The sequence below is a fragment of the Natrinema sp. 1APR25-10V2 genome (assembly GCF_031626495.1).
In the GTDB taxonomy this organism is placed as follows: Archaea; Halobacteriota; Halobacteria; order Halobacteriales; family Natrialbaceae; genus Natrinema.
In genome coordinates this window covers 960990-983816 of sequence record NZ_JAMQOJ010000001.1, presented here as the reverse complement: position 1 = coordinate 983816, position 22827 = coordinate 960990, and the positions used below count along the sequence as shown (strand labels likewise).

At 54.0% G+C, this 22827-nt stretch carries 20 protein-coding genes and 1 pseudogene; 15 read left to right on the top strand and 6 right to left on the bottom strand.

The genetic code is table 11. From position 1 onward, the window contains the following. The first annotated feature begins 194 nt into the window (after positions 1-194). The 3 genes from NDO75_RS05090 (at position 195) to NDO75_RS05080 (ending at position 3128) form a co-directional block, all read left to right on the top strand. Positions 195-1196: an HNH endonuclease gene (locus NDO75_RS05090; protein WP_310905008.1), complete on the top strand. Its 1002-nt coding sequence runs from the start codon at positions 195-197 to the stop codon at positions 1194-1196. Positions 1197-1363: 167 nt separating this feature from the next. Next, positions 1364-2371 carry a hypothetical protein gene (locus NDO75_RS05085; protein ID WP_310905007.1) on the top strand — a complete coding sequence of 336 codons (1008 nt, stop codon included), beginning with the start codon at positions 1364-1366 and terminating at the stop codon, positions 2369-2371. After that, the gene (locus tag NDO75_RS05080) at positions 2364-3128 is read left to right on the top strand and encodes a hypothetical protein (RefSeq protein ID WP_310905006.1); all 765 of its coding nucleotides are present in this window, start codon (positions 2364-2366) and stop codon (positions 3126-3128) included. The genes NDO75_RS05085 and NDO75_RS05080 overlap by 8 nt, the downstream gene beginning before the upstream one ends. 6 nt (positions 3129-3134) lie before the next feature. Here the strand turns inward: NDO75_RS05080 and NDO75_RS05075 are convergent, their stop codons facing one another. From NDO75_RS05075 to NDO75_RS05065, 3 genes are all read right to left on the bottom strand, one after another. Beyond that, the gene (locus NDO75_RS05075; RefSeq protein ID WP_310905005.1) at positions 3135-3761 is read right to left on the bottom strand and encodes a DUF6339 family protein; all 627 of its coding nucleotides are present in this window, start codon (positions 3759-3761) and stop codon (positions 3135-3137) included. Between the two features lie 64 nt (positions 3762-3825). Beyond that, positions 3826-4863 carry a hypothetical protein gene (locus NDO75_RS05070; RefSeq protein WP_310905004.1) on the bottom strand — a complete coding sequence of 346 codons (1038 nt, stop codon included), beginning with the start codon at positions 4861-4863 and terminating at the stop codon, positions 3826-3828. Continuing rightward, positions 4860-6761, bottom strand: a complete 1902-nt coding sequence (locus NDO75_RS05065) for a hypothetical protein (RefSeq protein ID WP_310905003.1) — start codon at positions 6759-6761, stop codon at positions 4860-4862. The genes NDO75_RS05070 and NDO75_RS05065 overlap by 4 nt, the downstream gene beginning before the upstream one ends. A 189-nt stretch (positions 6762-6950) precedes the next feature. Here NDO75_RS05065 and NDO75_RS05060 point away from each other — a divergent pair, with 189 nt between their 5' ends. The 6 genes from NDO75_RS05060 (at position 6951) to NDO75_RS05035 (ending at position 15477) form a co-directional block, all read left to right on the top strand. Beyond that, positions 6951-8066, top strand: coding sequence for a DNA cytosine methyltransferase (locus tag NDO75_RS05060; protein WP_310905002.1), 1116 nt, complete (start codon positions 6951-6953; stop codon positions 8064-8066). Between the two features lie 10 nt (positions 8067-8076). After that, positions 8077-8685 (top strand): hypothetical protein, encoded by a 609-nt coding sequence (locus NDO75_RS05055; protein ID WP_310905001.1) that lies wholly within the window; start codon positions 8077-8079, stop codon positions 8683-8685. A 546-nt stretch (positions 8686-9231) separates the two neighbouring features. Then, entirely contained in the window at positions 9232-10005 is a 774-nt protein-coding gene (locus NDO75_RS05050; RefSeq protein ID WP_310905000.1) for a hypothetical protein, read from the top strand. Between the two features lie 1731 nt (positions 10006-11736). Next, the gene (locus tag NDO75_RS05045) at positions 11737-13626 is read left to right on the top strand and encodes a hypothetical protein (protein WP_310904999.1); all 1890 of its coding nucleotides are present in this window, start codon (positions 11737-11739) and stop codon (positions 13624-13626) included. After that, on the top strand, positions 13626-14696 hold the full coding sequence (locus tag NDO75_RS05040; RefSeq protein ID WP_310904998.1) for a hypothetical protein: 1071 nt from the start codon (positions 13626-13628) through the stop codon (positions 14694-14696). Before NDO75_RS05045 ends, NDO75_RS05040 begins: the two co-directional genes overlap by 1 nt. A gap of 31 nt (positions 14697-14727) precedes the next feature. Next, positions 14728-15477, top strand: a complete 750-nt coding sequence (locus NDO75_RS05035; protein ID WP_310904997.1) for a DUF6339 family protein — start codon at positions 14728-14730, stop codon at positions 15475-15477. A gap of 253 nt (positions 15478-15730) precedes the next feature. On the opposite strand, the gene NDO75_RS05030 is transcribed toward NDO75_RS05035, so the two are convergent. Further along, complete coding sequence (locus tag NDO75_RS05030; protein WP_310904996.1) at positions 15731-16090, bottom strand: hypothetical protein; 360 nt, start codon at positions 16088-16090, stop codon at positions 15731-15733. Positions 16091-16323: 233 nt separating this feature from the next. Between NDO75_RS05030 and NDO75_RS05025 the strand changes: the two genes are divergently transcribed. Next, complete coding sequence (locus NDO75_RS05025; protein ID WP_310904995.1) at positions 16324-16503, top strand: hypothetical protein; 180 nt, start codon at positions 16324-16326, stop codon at positions 16501-16503. Here NDO75_RS05025 and NDO75_RS05020 read toward each other — a convergent pair whose 3' ends face one another. Beyond that, positions 16504-17205, bottom strand: coding sequence for a recombinase family protein (locus NDO75_RS05020; RefSeq protein ID WP_310904994.1), 702 nt, complete (start codon positions 17203-17205; stop codon positions 16504-16506). 105 nt (positions 17206-17310) lie between these two features. Beyond that, on the bottom strand, positions 17311-17664 hold the full coding sequence (locus NDO75_RS05015) for a hypothetical protein (RefSeq protein WP_310904993.1): 354 nt from the start codon (positions 17662-17664) through the stop codon (positions 17311-17313). Positions 17665-17785: 121 nt separating this feature from the next. Between NDO75_RS05015 and NDO75_RS05010 the strand changes: the two genes are divergently transcribed. From NDO75_RS05010 to NDO75_RS04990, 5 genes and pseudogenes are all read left to right on the top strand, one after another. Continuing rightward, complete coding sequence (locus NDO75_RS05010) at positions 17786-17974, top strand: hypothetical protein (RefSeq protein WP_310904992.1); 189 nt, start codon at positions 17786-17788, stop codon at positions 17972-17974. 505 nt (positions 17975-18479) lie between these two features. After that, a pseudogene (locus NDO75_RS05005) lies at positions 18480-19252 on the top strand (IS5 family transposase). Positions 19253-19948: 696 nt separating this feature from the next. Next, positions 19949-20389 carry a response regulator gene (locus tag NDO75_RS05000; RefSeq protein WP_310904991.1) on the top strand — a complete coding sequence of 147 codons (441 nt, stop codon included), beginning with the start codon at positions 19949-19951 and terminating at the stop codon, positions 20387-20389. Between the two features lie 1435 nt (positions 20390-21824). Beyond that, positions 21825-22100: a PadR family transcriptional regulator gene (locus NDO75_RS04995; protein ID WP_310904990.1), complete on the top strand. Its 276-nt coding sequence runs from the start codon at positions 21825-21827 to the stop codon at positions 22098-22100. A gap of 521 nt (positions 22101-22621) precedes the next feature. Next, positions 22622-22819 (top strand): hypothetical protein, encoded by a 198-nt coding sequence (locus NDO75_RS04990; protein WP_310904989.1) that lies wholly within the window; start codon positions 22622-22624, stop codon positions 22817-22819. The last annotated feature ends 8 nt before the right edge of the window (positions 22820-22827 follow it).

Here is a 22827-nt window from a genome sequence, read left to right as displayed (position 1 = left end):
GGCGCGTATGCATCACAATGAGTCGGCGAGATCGCTCACGACTTGATTGAACCGCTCGGACTCTTCGAATGACTAACAGTGGCCGCTCTTTTCAAAGAGTTCGACTCTTTATCCTCACCAGTGGCTTCTCTTATATATGTTCCTCATTTGAAGGGGCCCAAATGTTTGATGTCTGAATATTATACCTCGGAAATATGAGTGGAATTTACGTCCTGAATACACGATTTACATATTCAATGAAGCACCCGGCAAAGGGGGAGAAATTCAGCGCACGAGTAGATCGTATAAGCAGTTCAGGGAACGGTATAATCAACACGAATGAAGGCTCAATTAACGTTGGGCCAGTCAAGGAGTCAACTCTTTATAACAAAATCGAATTTGAGATGTTGACTAATGGGTTTGCAAAATGTGTGGGTAAGAAACACCGGAAAGATAACTATAAGAAGAAGATGAGTCGGATGTGTCCTTCACATTTCTCGTCTAAACCTGTATATCAACCAGATAAATGGGGTAATGACATTCAAAGAGATGAACCTGACCCTACTCCTGAAGATCCTGATTGGATTAACGTTGGAGAGACAATCACAGTGGAAATTAATCAGAAGGGGCTAGGGGGTACACCAATCGCTTCCTATGGTGATAAAGAAATCCACGTTCCTGGAGCAGATTTGGATACGACGCAGTCAGTGAAGATAACGAAGGTGACACCTAGTTTTGCGATGGGGAAGGTGTTAGAAGGAGAATCATCCGACCCCGATTCTGAACCAATAGTTCAAGAAGTGGAAAATGAGGGATTAGAGACCAATGAGGAACAGGGTTCAGAAGATATCTCAAGATTACGTGAGCAAGCAGAAAAAAGTGCTGTAGAAGAAGTTCCTGAAAGAGTTTCTAGTAGTACTCAGAAGGTGCCTGAGTACACTCGCTCTCGGAAAATAAGGAGATATGTGTTAGCTAGAGCGAATGGATTCTGCGAAGGATGCGGCGATCCCGCTCCGTTCACCAGTAAGACGGGAGATCCGTACCTTCATGCTCATCATATCCATGAACTGAGCAACGGCGGTTCAGATACTCCAGATACTGTTATCGCGCTTTGTCCAAACTGTCACTACCGAGTCCATCACGGTGACGATGGAGATGACTACAACCAAGAGTTGTTTGAGATTGTGCAGGGCTTAGAGCAGAACCAAATGAGCTGATTGTGCTGAACTAATCCTCTGTATTCAACGCCCGCTTCATATCAGTTTCTGATGGTTTCAACAGAGCCAGAAAGATACTTATGCAAGTAGCAAATTGGTGTTAGTACACTTACTCTCACGTACTTCGTGTCGAACACTCAAACGCCCATCCTCGAGGTAACACGGTAATGCATCCGGACGCCCCACCGAACGAGTCTAATGTCCTCGAAAAAGTCGAGACTGCTCTGAAACAGGCAGTGAGAGAGCACTCCGACCTAAACTGGGAGTACGGGACTCGGATCAAGCGACAGAAGTACACGTACCTCGCGGTTGAGCACTTCACCGGTAGCGACGAGACGTTCCCGGTCACGTATAGCTGGTACAAGTTCGGGGCCGTGATGCCGGCAGCTCCGAAGTCGGGAACAATCGGTCCGGCAAGCACGCAGATGCCAACACCGGACGCACGCGAGTCGGGCATATTCACGGCGGCTTTCGGCGATATCGTCGATTTCTACCGACGGAGTGACTTCACACCCAGTTTAGACCAGAACTCGTGGTACGCGAGCGATCTGGACTTCCTTGCGGCATTCTACGAGTCGCACGCGCCAGAGGAGTATCGGGACTTGTACCTAGGGAACGTGGCGCTCCGAAAGCACCTTGATTCCGCCTTAGAGGAGGTTCGAACGGCTCGGCAGGAATTCTCAGTAGATCGGTCTTCTCCGGTATTCGGGACAGAGCAGTACGAGGACGTCGGGAGTGCTGCTGCTAGAATCCACCTCGGCTTAGTAGGTGTCAACTTCCTGAGTCAGACTCTCGACGAAGTCCGAGAGTTTACGAATCTAGTAGAGGACGCGTTTCTCGTCCTCAGTCAGACGCGTGCTTCGGAAGTCACGGAGCCACAGGTGGCCGCGCTAGAAGAACTGAAGCAGGTCTACAACGAGTGGATCTGGGAGTATCCTACCCTTTTGATGTCGAAAGAGACTGCGAAGGGCCCGAACGCCCCGACCTTGCGGAAGTGGTCTGCCCAGAAGCACTTCTCTGTGGAGGACAACCTACAGAAACATATCGACGGTGTTAGTCAGTCGTGTGTAGATGCAGGCCTAGTTCCGAGTTCAGATCAGTACCCAGAACACGACGACGACGTGGAAACTATCGGTCGCGCGGCCGCACTTCAGGCGATGCGTCGAAATGAGTGAAATGGTACCCGCAGCGGACGTAGAGGACGTATTCACCGATACCTGCGTGTTGTTCGCTTACGCTGTCGAAGGGGAGGCAGATGCAAGAAAACTCTTCGAAGACTCGACTCTCGACAGAGTAGCCAGTGAGCGCATCAAACGCGAGTTCGTCTCGGTAGCTGATCGGCACCAAGACATCCACCGCGAACTCCTAGAGTTTGCCGCGACGGATGATCTGGATGAGTACGAGCCCACCGACCTGCACCAGAAGAACGACGTTCGGTACGTCATTGACCTGTACTCCAACCTCACCGATATGAACGATGTTGAAGTAGTTCGTCGATTGAACGAGCTGATCAATCAGCTGGAGAAGGCGAGAGAGGAACTCTTCGAAACCGACGGAGTTCTCACTATCCTGGCCCTTGATGGAGTTGACGCTCAGCTGGTTGGCCTGCTACGTGGTGTCGTTGAGAACGAGGACGATATCAGAGTTCTCTGTGATGCAGCCGCGTGGAGCCGAAACGGCGGCTCGGGTACATTCCTCACCGAAGACACTGAAGACCTCTTGGGAAGCGACGAGGATGCAGGAGGTGCTGTAGAATATAGTGGTGCGGATGAGAGCGGTGATGGTCTCCCCGACTCCTTTGCGAATTTTTTGGGCTCAGAAAACAAGTCCGTACCGGAGCGAATCAACGACCAAATAGTGAGTCGCTACGATACGGACTCAGCGTTACAGATTCTCTCCTTAGACGATTTTCTCACTATTGAGGCTAAGTGAGAGTTATCACCGAGACTCAGCAACAATCTGTCTAATCATCTCTTGTGCCTCGTTCTCTGACAGCCCTTCGAGCTGCACGTTCGTCAGTGCGTGATTGAACCGCCGTGTCGTCTCGTCTATGACACGCGACGGTTCGTCTGCGAGTTCGTCACACATGGCTCGTGCAGCGGGCTGGTAGCGCGCGAACCAGCGGTCGAACACCTTGTTGACCATCGTCTGGTTGGCAAAGACCGCGTCAGTCGTCGAATAATCGTCGCCGCGCGAAGTGAGCTCCGCAATCCACCAGAGCCGGTGGATGGCGTTCGAGTACAAGTCAGAGCCCGCACCAAGGAACTTCTCTCTCATCGCCTCCTCGGAGCGATACTCCCAACGGTGACGGACGAGATCGGGATACCGCACAACTGCCAGCCAGTGCCAGAGGCCTGGATCTCCGGCGGTTCGTCTCGTGATGTCGAGACCACGGTGGATCTCTTCAGCGAGTGCGCCGTCTATAGCTGTGTCGTACTCGGGGTACTCCTTTAGCACCTGCTCTACCGCCGAGTCGATCCTGTCGAGATCGGCTGTCGGACGACCCGGTATGGGCTCGACGTACTCGGTCAGTTGTTCGTCGGTGATCGCCGCCTCGCCCTGCATGAACGATTCACCAACGAGGCGGCGTCCATCTTCGGTCAGTCGGTGTAGTTCTGTTTCGGTCACGTTAGATCTGGAGACCCTCCTCCATGAGATGGATCAGCTGCTCTCGGGGATCTATGTACTCCTGAAGTTCGCTATCGATCCGCTGCATTACGTGGGGTAGGGTTTGTGGGTCAGAGAGGTCGTCCCTGAGACGGTGAGTCGCTTCTGATACGTCATTAGTATCGTAGAGGTTCCGAGCAAACGTCTGAAGCACCATCTCCTGCCACTCGTGTTCCACCTCGCCCTCTACGTCTACAGCACTCCCAGCCCGAACGAGCAGTTGTACCCACACACCGTAGCTCACCTGGTCGAGTATCACGTCACGCATCCGAGCCTCGGCCCCGACAGATCCTCTACTCTGTAGAACCTCAGCAATACGGGGGTGATCGGCGTTGATCCACAATTTAGGACGACTCTCGTTCCGGAAGTCGAGGTAGTATAGCTTGTTCCCATCTGGGAGGTGAGCATTTTGTGAGAACCGGACTCGCTCACCATCAATGGCGGCTCGCTCTTCTTCTTCGTGGCGGTCAACGACGACGTAGTACAGCGTCCCACTGGCGACGCGGAAGTTCTTCTGGTCGGCGTAATCATTCGGTTCTTCTCCCGGATGAGCCTCGGTGCGAACGAGATACGGACGCAGTTCGACGGTCCCTCGGACAGTATTCTTCGGAACTTCTAGCGTGACATCGTATTCACCGGGCGTCGTAGGAGCTTCGGAGATTACCTCCCGGTCACGATAGATCGTTTCGTGACAGCGAGTAGTGACGTAGAGTTTGGCCGGCGGTTCTGCCCGTTCGTCTTCTGGAAAGACTGCCTGTACCGTCTCCTCTGGTAGGCGAAGTTTCCCGTGGAGAGTAATCGTATCCCAATCCGGCCCGTCACTACTGTCTGACGACGACACAGCCGACGCGAGGTCAATCTCTGTCTGTGACGGATTCAGCTCGAGCGCTGTTCGATCCCCGTCATCAACGGTGAACGAGTCCAGATCGAAATCTATCCCCTTATCCCGGTAGCTGAACGGAAGTGTCGTAGTACGGTGTCGTTGAGAGTGACTGGTCACGCTTGATCCTCCTCAAGAGTCTGTAACTCTGCGAGTATCTCTAGTTGTGTCGCACCCACATCACCGTGTACCAAGTCAGCGGGTTCGTCGGAATGAGAACGACCTGAGAACGAGAGTTCATCGACGTCTTCATCGGCGACGAGGTGAACACATCCATCGTCGTACGACACGGTTACGCTGGATTGATCGGCTTCAACGTAGTCAATGGGGATTTCCTCATAACGGGATCCGTCCTCACCAACACCGGTGAGTGAGATGTCGGCACTCCACCCGTCGAACCCTTCTGGGAGTACTTTAATTCGACCAGATATCTCCCACGCGTCGCCGTCGAAGCGAGACGAACTGTCTATTTCGAAGACAGGGTCGGCAGGCGATGCCGTGGATCGGGGATTCCCGCTTCCGTGGATCGGAAACCGATTCAGAACGTTGTCGGAGAGAGAGTCACCGTTGCTGCCCTTCGAGATCAAGTGACGGAGGCCATCACGCAGCGTTCCAAACATATCGTCAAGTGCCATCCGGAATCCACGCTGGTATTGCTCACGGAGATTCTCAGTGGACTCCCACTCGTCGTGCTCGGGCGGTTCTGCGAACCGCAGGAATCGGTCGATCTCTCGATCACTATCTGAGGGAGTCCCTTCCAACCGCGCTTCGCCAGCAGCTATTACGCCGAAGAAGTTCCGGTCACCGTAGGCGACACGACTCTGGTCGTAGTACTTAACCACCATCCCCGCTCCCCGGAACAGAGCGACGTTATTCAGGTACGAATCGTCGTCTGCAGGGGATGCGAGGCGAGCCGACAACCGAACCGAGCCGTCGGGAGTCTCGGTTCCATCGGCACGAGGCGGGAGATTGACTGGGATATCGAGTCCAGCAACGTCTCCGGGGTTCACCAACGTCTGAGCGTCCGTAGTTCTCTCCTCGTAAGCCTCAACGAACGGCCGAATCGCCGGAACGCTCTCAACGTCGGCCGTCAGTGTGTCGTCGGGTGTTTCAACCGTGATTTCGAGATCACCCCGATAGATGGCTGGCCAGAAGTACTTGACAGAGGCGTCAACGAACTCCTGTGCGAGGTCTTCGACGTCCGGTCGCTCGTCCCGCGTCGGGTCTTGGAACTCAACGACCATGGCGCTCGTTCCACTGACAGCGGGTCGTTCCACGTGCAGTTGTTCTGCGAGCCGCGACGCGCGCTCTCCCCAGAAGGACTCGGGACGGGGGCCGTCGTCAGTCTCGGTTGGCTGGCAGAGCCACCCCGCACCTTGGTACGTCGTATCGTCTTCTTGGAGTTGGTGTGTGGGGAACTTAGAACGGGCGATAAGACGGGGCGAGTCGTCCTCACGCTCACCCGCGAGGTGCGAATTGAAGACGACTGTCGAAGCGCCCGAGAACGTCCAGAGCACGGACTTACCGAGGCCGTACGAGCCGCCTGCGGTGTCGTCTTGCTTGCTGCTGTAGAGTTCGTCGCGCACCAAAGCGGCGTAGTTGGAATCTCCGTCCCAGCTTCCAGTCAAACCGGTCGTGTTTCTGTCTTCGACGATGAGGAGTCGGAGCTCGGCATCGGGATCGTTGACTCGTTCGACGACCCGTTCGTAACGATGGCCATTATGGGTGTCTGCGACTGCTCGCATCCGTTCACCGAGTCCATCGTCCCAGCCGAGTCCGTCAAGGAACTCCTCTTTCTCATCACCCGTGAGCGTGACGAAACGGAACGCCACTTCAACTGGATCGCCATTCGGGAGGCCCTGATCGTTTGCGTTTTGGAGGACCTCACGAACGAACGCCTCGGAGTCATGGTCAACGGCGTGTTTGGTTGGATCGTCGCCGTAGCGTGGCGCTCCTGGTCCACCACTGAAGAAGAACCACTCAACCGCTTCGTTGATTTGTATCTGCTCCTGATCCATGTGAGAAACCGGTATGTTCGTACGGAACTAAGACCACCTAGTTAGTATTACTGTTACGAGTTGATGGAGTCCGGTCAGTTGGAACAAGCAGAGATCCTAATCAGGTGCTGTCACTCTTCACGCGGTAGGAAGTAGTCGGGTTGGTGTCGTTGCCGAACGCTTATGTGACGATACGCAAGAAAGAGGGTCATGAAGGTAGCCGCAGTGGATCTGTTCTGCGGGGCCGGCGGACTCAGTTATGGCCTCCAGCAAGCCGGCATCTCGGTCGTTGCGGGGATCGATCAGGACCGAGACTGTGAACACCCATACGAACAGAACATAGACGGCGAATACGTACGAGCGGACATCCGCGCGTTAGCACAGGATCCCGAACCAATCGCACAGATGTATCCGTGGGATGCGGACCTAAAGGTCCTCGCAGCATGCGCGCCTTGTCAACCATACTCCACGATGGGCCATTCGAAGGGAGAGGGCCACGAGGACCATCAAAAATGGGGGTTGCTAAACAAGGTGTCACAGATCGTAGAGTACGTTGAACCGGACGTAGTCGTCACCGAAAACGTACTCCAAGTGAAACAGGAGGATGGCGTCTACGACGCATTCATTGAGAGTCTCGAGTCCCAAGGTTATCAGGTCAACAGCGACGATAATAAGAACGTCTATTGTCCCGAATACGGAATCCCACAAAAGCGGAAGCGGTGGGTTGTCATGGCGTCCAAACGGGGCCCCCTCTCTCTGCCCGATCCCCCGATTCAGAACGAGGACGACTACCCGACGGTCAAGGACACGATTGATCACTTGCCACCAATCGAAGCTGGAGAAGTTAGTGACGTGAACGACGTGCATAGAGCACGTTCTCTCTCGAAAAAGAACCTGGAACGTATCGATAACATGGATCCCGGTGGGGATTGGACTCTCTGGGAAGAAGAAGGCCTCGACCACCTCCTCGCGGACTGCCACCGGAAAGCGAGCGGACGCTCGTACAAGGCACCCTACAGTCGTATGCGGCCCGACGAACCCTCTCCGACGATCACGACGCAGTTCTACAATTACGGAAGTGGTCGCTTTGGACACTACGATACGGGCCAGAATCGGGCACTCTCGATCCTTGAGGGAGCATTGCTTCAAACATTCCCAGAAGACTACGACTTCTACGACGAGTGGGAGGACGTCGGTGTGTCGAATCTGGGCCGGATGATCGGTAACGCAGTCCCTCCGAAACTCGGTGAGTACATGGGACAGGCAATTCTCTCCCACGTCGGCGCTGCCGCGCCGTCTGTAGAGTCCACCGTCGCCGACGACTGAGAGAGAACTGATGTTGTCCGAGACAGAGCGCCGGTTTCGAGAAGACCTGCTTGAATGGGGTGAAGAGAACCTCCGCGAGTATCCGTGGCGGGAACCAGATCGAACACTGTACGAGGTGTTTGTAGCGGAGTTCTTCCTGACTCAGACGCCGGCTGAAAACGTCGCAGCGGTCTATCCGGGGTTCCTAGAACGGTTCCCCACGCTGGACGAGATAGCGGAGACTAGTGAGGACGAACTCGTCGAAGCTATTGAGCCCCTCGGATTCCAAAACATGCGCGCAGAGGCGCTGAAGCAGATCGCCTCAACACACGACCACCTCCCCACCGAGCCGGAATCGCTGATTGAACTTCCGCGAGTGGGACGGTACGTGGCGAACGCCACGTTATGCTTCGCTCGTGGTGACCGATTGCCGGTACTTGACAGGAACGTTGGGAGGGTGTACAATCGAGTACTTCGAGATGCATGGCCCGAGACAGAAGCGGATAAGTTGACTTTCACGAAGAGACTGGTACCTGACGACGCTCAAGCGTACAATCTCTCCCTGCTTGATTTCGGTGCACTGGTCTGTCAGACTGAACCGTTGTGTGAGCAGTGTTTCGCCAACGAGGGCACTGTCTAGTTAAGCGATTCTGACGTAGAGCGGCGTTTCAACGTCTGTTGCAGCATCATCGATGAGTGGTGAGAGTATTACTTCTTATGAGATGTTTGCTGAAGTAGCCGGATTTTCGCGACTCGTGGAACAGGGTCTCTTTGTGTCAGATTCTAGGTGGTAGTTTCACAGCTTATACCGTCACTTCATCGACCTCCTGTCTTGCGGTTTCCCTTATCTAGACAGTGCCCCAACGAGTATTGTGTCTACTTCCAAGAATTGGAAAGGAATGCATAGCGCTACGAGATCGCCGGCAGTTGTTCTCGGGATGCTGTCGCATGACCAAATTACGTTATATATCCAGCACGACCACTTGAACTTCCCAAATTATAGTATTTTAGACATAGCCGACTGAGTTGGACTATATTTTACTACCGTTTTCAGATGGAGGCTTTAAATTGAGTCAATGTCTAAGCGCATAGCAGTGACAATCTACGTGAACGATACACGGGTCTGCCCTACTGGATATTCTCTTAGTTGCTTCCAGCATGCTGAACCAGTTGTGGGTGGTTCTGCGTGACATCAGATGGAGAGACCACATGCGAAGAGCCACTTATCCTCCACTGTTTCGCAGACTACGGAACGGAATCAGAGGTACTCAGCGACTTCGGAAACGTAATTCGTGTCGGAATTGACCCTCAGGACACAAACGAAAGTGCGCCGATCAAGGCAGACGCCCACATTGAAGAAAAAGAGTGGGACTTACCGATCAAGGACGGCACCACGTTCGATCTCGGGCTGTTCCACCCGGTCTGCTCACGGTGGGCCGCGACGACGAGTATCTCGGGGGACCCTGATGAGCACGAGAACATGATCCCGAGTGCACGGATACTCGCCGAGAAGTACTGTGATCACTACATCATCGAAAACGTTCCGCGCGCACCCCTTAACGATCCCGTTGTGTTGAACGGCCGGATGTTCGGTATGCCGATTGAGTACGAGCGCGCGTTCGAGACTTCGTTCAAGGTTCCACAGCCACCCCGTGAGAAACGGTTCTTGACTACAGATGGATCGTCTGAGAAAGCTGAGACCTCGTCGTTCTTTTTCTCCGAACGGTCCAGAGAGTGGTGGGCGGCGGTCAAAAACTACTCACCGAGGTCGTATCCGAAGAGTCACATAGCGAAGAACGCGATTCCCGCGCCATTCATTTACTACCTGGTTCGGGTGTGGCTGATGGTGTACGAGGACGAACAAGGAATCTCGGAGGGGCGAGTGGACTACTCCGACTACGACGAGCGGATGGACATCGAGCGTAAAAGTGAGGACAACCGCCAGTTAGACGAGTTCTGATGTGACACAAAACAGGCATCCGATACGGACAAGTGGGTCGCAGATTTCGGTAAGAGGTACAGTCTGATGGGCGAGAACGAGTGTTACGTATATCTGGATCGAGAGTCGAACTCGTCGTACGTCGGGGACCCGTTCGTCGGTGTGCCTATCTCCCGCGACATCGTTGAAGCCGTCGCTACTCAGTATCACGTAGAGGCCGATTCACTCGCCAGAGCCCTGCGAGAAGTTCGAAGCACGTCCGTGATTAACGTTGAAACCCTCTTTACTGGTTTTGACCCCCTTCCCGTCGGTCGAAGTGAAGACGGGCTGTTGTACGTGCTAGCCGAGGCGGACGGGTGTTGGGACACTGTGGCCAGGCGAATCGGACTCACAGAAGATGGTCGAGAAGCCGTAGCGACCGCTCACGACTGGCAGGTCAGAAAAGTGGTTGAAGACAGAGAAATAAGAGATGGCGGTGGGTTCGTTGTCTCGTGCTCGGATTTTCCCGCAGACGCTATTGACGATATCGTAGCGGTGGTGGCCAAGACCAGACTGACAAATCGACAGGCGACGTTTTGGATCCTCTCACAGTACGTCCCAGGTAGTGACGCAATCGCCCGAATACTCTCGGTCCCCGAGTCAATCGTTCAGTCGGAGCTCGCTACCGTTGACCAGACTACGCGACGGAGCGCGGCAGAGATACGAACTCTTGACGTCCCTGGTCCACTCACTCGCCTTGAACCGGAGCCTCAGGCCTCGATGTGGATGGGGCTCAATTGGTCTAGATGGTTCAACCTTCGAGACTGGAAAACGCTCCGTAAAGAACTGCCATGTCGCCCAGGCCTCTACCGAGTTCGACACTCAGAACTCCCGGGATTGATGTACGTCGGGGAGTCGGGATCCGAGGGAGGCGTTCGACAGCGCGTAGGGCTTGGTCTATCGGCCGGGGTGAACGAATCGGATCGACAGACTAGTGACAAACACGGTGCTGCCCGTCCTCTCCAGCAAATTACTGAAATTGCGGGGGGTAAGATGGAGGTTTCTGTTACTACACCCCCAATATCGTCGAATAGAACACATCGCCGCGCCATAGAGGCGACTCTGGTGGCGGTCTGTCGGCGAGAAATTGGCTGGACTCCTATGGTCCAACTGAACCGAGAGCCTGTTGAGCACGCAAGCGACTCCGACGGAGAGTTACATCAAGAGTTGAGGGACATCGCAGAACGGTCCTCATATACCGTACCGTCGTGGCAGCCCTGGCGTGACGTGACCGCCCCACAATGGTTGGGTTTCAACTGGACCGAGAGCCGTCCGCTCTCTGAGCGAGACAGGATCGACAGTAGTGGAGTACATGCGTTTCGACTGTGGCGGGAGGATCAAACGGGGGAACGGTGGGGTCAAACGGTCCAAGAAATGGGTACGACCGGATCGATATCAAGTCGGCTATTCAAACTGCAGAACGAGTATGGGGACGAGATGCGTTTCTCTGTTGTCACCCTTGACGGGCTAAGTTCTGACACACAACGTCGGTCGCGTGAACTCAGAGAAGCCCGTTACGATCTCGCCGGTGCACACTACTTGGCCACTGGCACTCCCCCGAAGGCACAGTTCTGACCCCAATCGGGGGGCTACACCGGCGACGTACCGCACATATTTATGTCGGAAGGAGAGAGTTGTGGCAATTATGAACCGAAGCACACACTTTTCCGACATATCTGGGATCACAACCGCTAGTGCCAGTGGGGTGTCGTGATGAGCGGGCAGTGGGGGTTCACCACGTCTCGACCAACTGATGCTCGGTACGGTGACGACGTCGCAAAGTACGCGATGTCGCACGGTGAACCGGGGCTGAAGACGTTCGTTCGAGAGGTGTTACAGAATTCGAATGACGCACGGTTGGACAACGATCAACCAGCACGGGTCACGTTCAAGTTGGAATCTATACAGGGTAACAAGGCAATAGAGTACCTCAGAGCACTTGATATCGAGACGTGGTCCGAACACGCTAATTTAGCGGCAGATACGGAGAGTGGCAAGCACATCGCTGAGGCGATCAAGCGCATAAAAGACGACGAGAAGATCCGTATTCTGACTATTGAGGACGAAAACACAGAAGGTCTACTCGGTGAAGAGAACGCCGACGAATCAAACTTCACCGCTCTGGTCCGCGACGTCCTGTTCAGCAGTAAATCAGGGGATACTGCCGGCGGAAGTTACGGTCTGGGGAAGGCTGTCCTCTGGCTGTACTCGGGCCTGTCACTCGTCATGTTCAACTCAACGTTGAGCGAACCCGACCCGAAAGACAAGTCCCCTCGATTGATCGGTCGGACGCGCTTGCCGACGCACAAGTCGGAGGACGGCGATACGGTGTACCAAGGGCACGGTTGGTACGGTGGTCTGAACGGCGACGAGGAGGGCGCGAGGCCGGAGTCCATCTGGGGAGAAGAAGCTGAATCGATAGCGGACGACCTCCAGTTAGGTCGTCCGGACGGACCGGGAACGAGTATCCAAGTTGTGGACTTCCGCGTACCTACAGCGGAAGAGCGACTGGACGACGAAGAGTTAGCGGACCAGATCACGGAGATGGCAATCGAATGGTTCTGGCCCGCGATTTATCGTGGCGATCTGGAGGTAGCAGTCGAAGTGGACGGTGAGACGAAACAAGCAAGTATCGACGAGTATCCGCAGTACGAACCCTTCACAAGCTGTCTCGACAAACGCGGTGACTCGGTCAGCCAGCTGGACGAACCCGGAGATGTCGCGCAGGCGGGCATCTCACTTGACGTACCCGAGAAGAGCGACGGCAGTGGCGGTGCCGATACCCAACTTGACTTGCTGGTTCGACGTGCAGATACCGGAGAGTATCAGCATCGGAATGAGGTGGCGTTCGTCCGAGGTGCGGGGATGGTCGTTGAGTACTACGACCGAGATAGAGTCGTCGTCGGAAATCAGAACTTCCACGCCGTCCTCCTCGGGGGGCGTGCACGACCTTGGGGAACCGACGAGAGTCCACGAGATGAAGACACTATCGTAGAGGAATTCTTGACCGCTGCGGAGCCACCTCAGCACGACGAGTGGGTACGAACGGAGACACTGGCGAACACCTACTCTCGGGGGTTCCGGACCACAGTAGAGGGCATCAAGTCTGACGTAACCGAAAAGTTACGTGGACTCGTCGCGCCCGACGTTAACCGAGGCACGACTGGACCTCAGCGTCTGGGAAACCGGTTCAAGATTGGAAACGAATCACGAGGTGGGCGTTCTGATCGTGAATCTCCCAGTAGTCAGCGCGTCACTGGAAATACAAACATCTCGTTCGATGAGGTGTACACACACTGGTCGTTCAACGGTGAGGTGGAGCCTTTGAGCGACCGTAACGAGATACGAGCAGTCACCGTCTCATTGATCCGAATGGCTGAGGAGCGAGCGACGTCGGACCGTCTTCCCGTGCAGAACATCTCGTCAGATACGGCTGGGGTCTCGATATCACTCCCGGAACAGAAGGGAGTCCAAGTCGGACGGCTGGAGCCGGCTCCTGGAACATCGGAGATCTCCTTCGAGGGTGTATCAACAGAAGATCACAGACAAGTCGAGACGAGGTTGAAGGTATCGGTTGATGTGGCAGAACGGAGGAACGAGTAATGGCGACTGTCAACGAAGGAGTCGAAGGAACAGAACCGGACGAAGAAGGAGAAGATGACGTCCAGACAGGCAGCTTAGTCAGCCAGTCCCTCCCGCACAAGTACCAGGAAGAGGCGCTTGAATTTGATGTCGAATCGTTCCGTCTAGATAGGGCTCCTCTCGGTGATAGAGGAAACCTTGACGAGGAGGACCAGTTCCTGTCGCTGGTGGATGAGGGCAACTGGGAAAGTCTGGAGTTGGAGGGTAAGGTTACCATCGAACAGGATACTATTGAGGAGGTTTTCCCGTTCGACGAGTGGGAAGAGACGCCGGGTCGCCTCGCACTGGTGAAGGAGAACCCCCTCGCAATGAGTCGAGACCGGCAGATACTCGCCGACTCTCCCTTGGATGGAGGGACTTACGAATTCACTATGAGTATCAACCGTGACGGCCACCGTGGACGAGTGAAGATCAAGCCGTACCTCACCAGAACCGAGAAAGGCGGCTCTGGTGGGTCGAAACATGCGTCAAAGGTTGGCGCACGAGTCGCTGACGGGCTCTCGTGGATCATTCGACTTGACGAGAGGGAGAACGGTGGAAGTCTTCTTATGCCGATTATAGAAGACTTCAGCGACTACGACAGCTTCCCCGACGAGAATCATATCCACTATCTCAGCCTGGAGGCACCTCGGAACCCCCAACTCTATCTGAACCAGGAACACCCACAAGTGGTGGAAGTTCTGAACAACACGGGAGCTACGGGTGGGCCACCACGGCTGCGCGATGTACTCTACGACTACATCGAGCACTCCGTCTGGACGCAGCTACTGATGCAGACGGCACGAGACACGAGCCCCGACACCGGCGAACCGGAGTACCGCTGGCAGGAAGACGTGTTCGACATCTTCTTAGACGATTTGTATCCCGATCTTGAGGAGGACGAGGCGGCGATCCGACTTGCCGAAGACGTTCGGAGTCACGTCGATATCCCAGATCTAGTCCAGCGGATCGAACGTGCGGTGCATCAGCAGTACGACATCCCGTCCGACACGACGAATCTGATTGAGGAGGCGATCCAGAGTGGCGACTGAACTTTACCACCTACAGAGTGCGGCCCACCCGATGATCGACAATCGCTTCCTCGCGGGCGAGCGGGAACTCACTGAGGACGACCTTGGTCCATACTTACAGCCGCTGGGTCGTTCCATAGACCTTAGTCCTGTAGACGAGCGAATAGAGGAAATCCGTGCTGACGACGACATTGAGGCTCAGGACTCGCTCATCGACGCCAAGTTGGCTCCGACACTTCACCGTACACTCGACCTGACACGCAACGAGGCGGCGGACGCCGGACTGTGGCACTACCTTTGTGTCGTTCGATTCCCGGAGTTTGTCCACTACCGGTGGGACCACGTCTTCGATCCAGAGAGCCCAGGGAACATGGAGGAGAAGTTCCTGAAGGCCGGGACAGACGCATACTCTAACGCACTACACCGGATCTGGTGGGGTGCTGAGCTTACCTACGAGGAAGGTGAATCGGGAGATGTTGAGGATCGGGACTACAGTAGAACAAAGCAAGTTCTCGGTTTCCAAGAACTCGCCAACGACGTTCTAGACCACAACTTTGTGCGGTACATCCCTGTTACGCACGCATGCGGTGATCTTCTCTGTCACGACACACTGAACGAAATCAAGGAAGAGGGAACGTACGACGATCCACCGTCGAACAGTAACATCGTGAGCCGGACGACGACACTACTCCGAGAGGAACTGACGGTTCGACGTGTGGAGATGATGGATGACGACGATATCTTGGAGGTAGTAGAGGAACTCCGTGACGACGTGATGCGCCGAGAGGCCGACTGGGCGTAGCGGGGGATGCGTTTCCCGACTGCATCAACCCATTTATGCTCTACACTCATCCGTAGGAGATTGTCGATACTGCTGAACGGAAGCTACAGAGTTGGAGAGGGCGAGGGCACCGCGTCAGCGGTGCCCGACACGAATGATTCCGCTTGATGCGCCTTCCCTCGATCTTGTCGGACCAGTCGAAATCGACGAAGTGTTGCACCGACTATTAGACCATTACCAACTGAGCGATCCACCCCTTGCCTTCAGATAAAACTCAATTGGCGTCCAGTCGATCTAATATTGCCCACTCTAGTCCTGCGCCAAGGGAGAGATAGATGTAATCTGCCCAGAATTCATATCCCTCTGCCTCGTCGAGATACGACATAATATGGTTGTTCGCATCTCCACCATTGTAGAATTCCTCAGGGTATAGCGCTTGTAGATCATCAAGTTCGCTCAGCACGTCCCCCGTGGTATGCTTCATTAGATAAGCATCATGAGTCATCTCGTGGACCACGTCGTCAATCGGCTTCTCCTTCTTTTCCGCCCGCGTTCGGGCAAGCTGGGCCAGTTCTTCAATCCGCTCGTCCATTGAATCCGCCGTCATCGCAGGTTCCCATTCCTCGTTATACATTGCTGTACCTGATCCATGGGAGGGACCCGGTATAAATTTTGGATACGAACTTACACGTGCGCGTATTATGCTCTTGCGCGTCCGAAACGGTCGAACAAGTCCTCTACAGGGCGGAGACGGGAGATATCAACGCATAGCGTGTCGTCATACTCGTCCTCGCGAGAGTATTTGGTCTTCACATCGATGGTCGTTCCCCTGGATGCAAGCAGATCATACCACCAGATATCCTAATCGTGCGGCTCGCGAACGCCATCGAGCGCCGCACACACGGCTTGCTCCGCGAGGATTCCGCACAGAGAGTCGAGGTGAATCTCATACTCGTCGCGATAGCCCCCGTCATCGCGAGGTTCGGCATGTTCGAACGCGGCATCCACCATCTCAGCGGTCGTATTCACGTGGTAGCCCATACATGATCAGCCCCATTCGAACGTGTACTCGTGCGTTCGGTCAGCCGCGCGGGCATAGGTGCCCGCTCGATCTAGGATGTTGGCCAGTCCACCGTTGCTCAACCCCGTCTCGTCCGCAATATCAGTGTACGACGCCATCTCATCGCCGTCGAACCGCATTTCATAGACCGTGCGAACCGTATCCCACTCGTCCGGGTCAGGCACCCAGTAGTGGCCATTGTCGTCAAACTCAAGTCCATAAGGCGGGCAGCCGTGATCCCAGCCGTTTTCCAGACGTTCCTCGATAGCCTCGCGAGTCGCCTCGATATATCGCTGCATCGCCTCGTGTTCGTTCGCGGCTTTGAATATCTCGAACGCGGCATCAGTGGGCGAATTCACCCGCACCTTCCCCTCACGATATGTGTGCATCAGAATCTCATTTGTACGAAGGTAGTCGATGATCTCCGTTGTGAGTTCGTAGTCGCGGGCGATGCGACGTTTATCGTTCAGCAGGATTACATCAACCTCTCCATCGCGAACGAGCCGATACAATCGTTTAAACCCGTCACGATCATCGTCGAATCCCGTCGTGCGCTGGCCGTCGTTGATGATCTCCTCCAGATTATAGTCATGATCCTCCGCCATCTCGCGGATGTGCCGCTTTTGCCGCTTGATGCTCGGATCACTTGTCTGGCTTAACCGCGTGTATCCGATTGCAGTTTCAGACATCGCGATCACCCCCGGAGGGAGACTTCGAACCTGTTTTCGCGAGCTGCGAGGCAGTCCGCGCATAATGCGCGCTCGCACTCAAGTTCGTACCCGCAATCAAAGCATTCAGTCATCGGGCTTACCCATGCCGAGATCGTTAAGGTAGTCCTCCCGGGACTGATCCGACCAGTTGGTGATGTGCGCAGCAGCCATACCGACCTTATCAGCGTACATCACGGGGAACGGAATCGGGAAATCGTCGGGGATGTCGCTCCAGGTGAAGTCCAACTTCGCTTGGACGGGACCGTCGCCGAAGGCGTAGTGTATCAGTGCTTCGCGGATATGGTCAGGATCGACGCAGTACTCGTCCCCCCAGTCTTCGACGGAATACTCGCGGAGTTTGATGCCGTGTTCAATGCTGTGCTTGGTCAGGTCGTTTAGCTCTTCTTCGTCGACGATTTCTTGACAATTTTTCTTCATGTGTTAGTTACTATGGTATGATGCAATAAAAGCTTTTCGTGGTTCGGGGATACCGTGAACAGGTCGGAACGGGGGAAGGTATATATAAGCGTAGCACTCAGAATATAACACTGAATAGAGCATGAGCGAAAACGACCGGTTCACGTTCACGACGAAGCTCTGGCAACGATCTCAGAACAGCTACGCGTCCACGATCCCCCACAATATCCTCGCGATCAAAGGCGTCCCCACGCAATCAGACGTCAACGTCCGCTGGTCCCTCAACGATGCGGGCGAGGTCATCGTCGACTTCGAGGAGGTGGACGAATAATGGCATATCCACTTAACTCGGAAACGTGGGCGTGCTACCGAGAACGATGCCGTCGGGCGAGCAGTCTCTACACCTACGAAGAGGATGGGAAAACCGTTGGAATTTGTAAACGGTGTCACCCTGAATATACGGTGGAGAACGGCTGGGAAAATAAACCCACATCGTGGATGTCGTATAGAGAGCGACTCCGCTACGAGCAGGAGGAAAACAATAACTGACGAACCGGAATACTATTATTGACGATGCGCGGAATGTCGCTGGCACAAAATGATATCTGAATTTAATATCCAAGTCGGAACGGCGCTATGCAGAGATTGCTTCCACGATCTCTTCGCCCCGGATGACGAGGACGACGCGGGACCCGAGTAACAACTCTTCCGTCCGAGTTCTGAATTATAAGTCAGCGGCTCTGTTGAAATCCTCAGGGAGTTACAGGTACGTAAGGTAGTCTGACCGGATGGAAGCCCTCCCGAAATCGCGCTTGCTCCGGTTCGTTGAGTAAGCGATGCACTTGGCACGCCGAGCTGTCGCTTGCTACTCCTCGAAGTTCTCCAAACGACGCTACACACTCCACCAGCACATCGTTCTCCTCTGTCTCAAAGTTCGGAAGAACACGACGTACCGGACGCTTCTCGACGAACTCATCGAGATGCCCCGGGTTCGGAAAGCCATCAATCTGGACGAACTCCCTCACCCTCAACGTTGTGTAAAGCGTTCGACCGGCTCGATATGGCAGTCGGGCGTGTCCTGCTCACCCACTCGATCACGCTTCTCCCGACTAACGGTGTCGTCGGGGTCGACGCTTCCGGGTTCGACCGCAGTCACGCCTCGAAACACTACACGAAGCGAACGAAGCTGACGATTCAGCAGTTGAAAGTTACATTGCTCGTAGACACGAGAGCGAATGCTATCCTCAATCTCCACGTGACGACGACCAGAAAACATGACTCGCGGATCGCACCGTCGCTCATCAAGCGGAATGCCGGGAATGTGGCAATTCTTCTCGGTGATAAGGGATACGACGACCAGACGGTTCGCGCGTTAGCCCGTGACGCTGGTGTTCGCCCCCTCATCAAGCACCGAGAATTTTCGTCGCTCCACAAAGCGTGGAATGCTCGGTTGGACGCCGACCTTTGCGGCCAACGGAGTCAGAACGAGACAGTTTACTCCAGCCTCAAACGGAAATATGGCGCATTCGTTCGCTCACGACACTAGTGGAAGCAGTTCGGTGAACTCATTGTCGGCTGTCTCACTCACAACATCGTCAAGTCACTCTGAACAGCGGATATCGATGAACGGGACAACGAAATCGGTCGAACCTTTCTTATTCTCGTCAGAAGAGTGGTGACTGACTCAGAGAATTAGTACAGCACAACGACTGCGTTTGTTTCACACCGAAACCAGTGAACCACCCGCTCACTACACTTGCTTACTCACCATCGTCGAGTTCCTCAGCAGTGAGTCTATGGCCAGTTTCTCGACCGTGTTCCCTAATTACGTCTGCAGATTTTTGCCCTTCCTTCGTTACCAGTTTCGAGAAATTGCATTCAGTACACACGATGCGGACTTTCTCTGAGGTTTGCACGGCCCTCTCTGTCGAGGTAGTCTTGTTTTTGGATATATGTGGTCACTGTGGGGGAATCCGTGTCCACTCTAATGTGTTCCACGTGACCGCGACGTGGAGAGAACAAGGTTCGTTCCTCAACAGAACGGGTAACTGGTTCAAGCGACCCCTCCATTCTCGGGGTGCGAACACACGATATGAATCGTTGTTCCGTACCAGATAGAGACTTCTCAGACAGATAAATGCTTGTGAGCGAACAGTGGGGCTACGTACGTAACCTGTGCTGAGCGACAACTACAGGTGCTTATTAACCAATAATCGCCAGAATTGGCTGATACTGAAACCTTGAACGTCTGCTTAGTAGGCACCTCACCGAATTGCTTATAGCTATTAACCCGGACCGTTACACCATGGGTGATGAGTCATCTGAGGCGGTGATACTGTTAGTGGAAGACAATCCCGGTGATATTCGTCTCATCGAAGAAGCCCTCTCAGACGGTAACATCGGAAATACACTTAACACCGTCAACGATGGCCATGCAGCACTCGACTTCATCTATCAACGTGGAGAGTACGAGGATGCTCGCCGACCGGACATCGTACTGCTTGACCTGAATCTGCCGAAAGTGGATGGTGAGGACGTTCTCCACGAGATCAAACATCACCCCGAATTAGGTCATGTTCCCGTAATCGTCCTAACCGGGCTGGATGAAGGCCTGATTGAATCCCGTGACCTCAATGAGGATGCAGATGAAGATGCAGTCCTCGAAAAACCAGTTGACCCCGGCGAATTTGTTGAGGTAATTCGGTCGTTCGAGCAGTTCCGCTTAGCAATTATGCTGGACAATTGACCGGCACAACTTCTGTGATAACTCCTTGACCTGTATCAATCACGCTCTGACTCGACTTGCACTGAAACTGGCAGAACCCGACTGCGAAATATAGGGTGCGGCCTGAATAGTTAATAAATTCAGATATGGTATGAAATATTCGAGTAGTACCGTTCTATGCAGAGTCAGTACTGCTCATTCCATTTCTCGAAATTCCGCACACCCACAAGAACATTCAGATCGTCCTATTGGACCGATTTTGCCCGACGATAGCTCTCTTGCAGCGTACACTGACCCGCACTGGTCACAAACTGCTGCGAACCGATCTTGCTGTGCCATGGCATTCACCCACATCGTCGAAACAGCCTACATTCCCTTCAGACTCTGCCCATCGTGTTTAGGTCAGTGACTACAGCCGGATGTCGAACTCCGACAGAAGGCACACTCGTAAATCCGACTGAGAGCTACGAATACGCCCGTCAAGAGAAGTCACCCGAAAAGTCACAGACTGCGTCGCTTGCTTGAACTCGTCGGGCTAACGCCTATTCGTTTCACTGCCACACGTTCACACGATCTGCCCCAAGGTACGGGACATGGCTAACCGATGTCGACTATCCGGGGTAGATCACGCTGTATCGCACCGGCACACGATCCCCACCAACTGTGCCAGCACTGAACCATCTGGGACATCGCGTTCACGCTTCCCGTGTCTGTAGCAGGGACTGACGCTATTCTGCGTCTGTCCCTTCACGTGCGACCGTCAAACGCGTCCTTGGTCATCAACGGCCGCTGGCTACGCGAGCCGCTCGCGGCTGGCCGCGGCCGTCTGTTCGCCAACCCCGTAACTGCCTTCCAATTCCATCGTAGTTCAGGAGGACCCTCCAGAAAGAGTGATCTATAAGGGTTCTACCTGCGAGAGACAACCGATCAGCGCAGGTGCTTATCGGCCATGGGGGAGGTCTTATCCTCAACGAAATCGATGGTGACTCCTGCGTAGTCAACCAGTGCTTTCCGGATCAACAACTTCACGGCATTCAGGACATTCTGCGAATACTCGTTGCTTGCCGTTCATCACGAACTTGATGATGGATTGATGTTCTGGGACTCTAGCATTACAGAACGGACAGTTTCCGAGCGTCTGGTTTTCGAATGTCATAGGGAACCGGAGTGGAGCCATGGAGCGTGTGACAGGGGAATCCACAGCTCCATGCGATGTATTTGATCTTTCGAGTGAAAAAGGTGTACCAGCCTCAGTGAAAGTAGAAAACCGCTACAGAGTTTTGGTAAGAGGTATTCGATAAACTCGTTGAGCATGAGATAGGCACCCTACGAGGCTCGAAGGTCGGATCCTAAGTATTCTCCTTACCTTGCTCGTATATAAAGAGAGGGCTATAGTACTCACATACACATCCGTATTTTGTTTATAACAATTTCCAAAGGGGTGAGGGCCCATTGCATGGACGATCTCACCGGCTTCCAGCGTGACCTCCTCTACGTCATCGCGGGTGAAGAGCAGCCATCTGGTCAAGACGTGAAAGATGAGGTAGAGCAGTACTATAGTAGTGAAATCAACCATGGGCGTTTATACCCGAATCTAGATACAGTGGTGAACAAGGAGTTAGTCGAGAAGGGGCAATTGGATCGCCGGACTAATTACTACGATATTACAGAACAAGGAGAGGAGCTAATTGAAGAGCGTCGTGAGTGGGAAGAGAAATATGTGGATTTCTGAGAACAGTCTCTAAAAACATTTTCTGATTCATGTTATCAAGATGCACTAAGCGATAGCTGGGCAGCACGGCCTCAACAAACTATCAGAAATTGAGGGTTTCAACAGAGCCATCCGTTTCTAATGTGCCCAATGTGCGAAAGAATATATCAGGTGTCGCTCGAGCTTCGGGACCGTTGATACACTTCTTAGCTGCTACAGCTAATCCTGCGCGTCCATCATCGCCTCGCGATGCGCGATGATCTCGTCGATGCGCTGCTGAGAGTCAGAATTCTGCGGAGCGAACACTAGGACTCCACCGACACCTTGGAATCGGAGCACTGTCGGCCCATCCGAGTCCTCACCATTACCGTCATCATAGGGCGTCCGACGCATGACCTCGGAAGGGATATTGAACTGACATCCATCGCCGCGTTTGGAGATCGATGCGAGACCGGCATACGTCAGTCTATCCACATCGGCGAGGATCGGGAATAAATATATACTGTCTTACACCTATGCATTGCAATCCCATAGACAAGAGCATGGAAGAATCAGATAAAATCCTACTCCGCGTGCCAGATCGATCCGAAGCCGAAGCATTGCTTGTCGGCATCCATCACAAAAATATCTCGGCCGCGTCGCGAGTGGAAATCAACCGCGCGATCATGGCGGTGGCGGCAGACAACCCCGATCTGATTCGCAAAGAAGTAGAGGACCCGCTCGACGTGTTCGACCTCTGACCATCTAG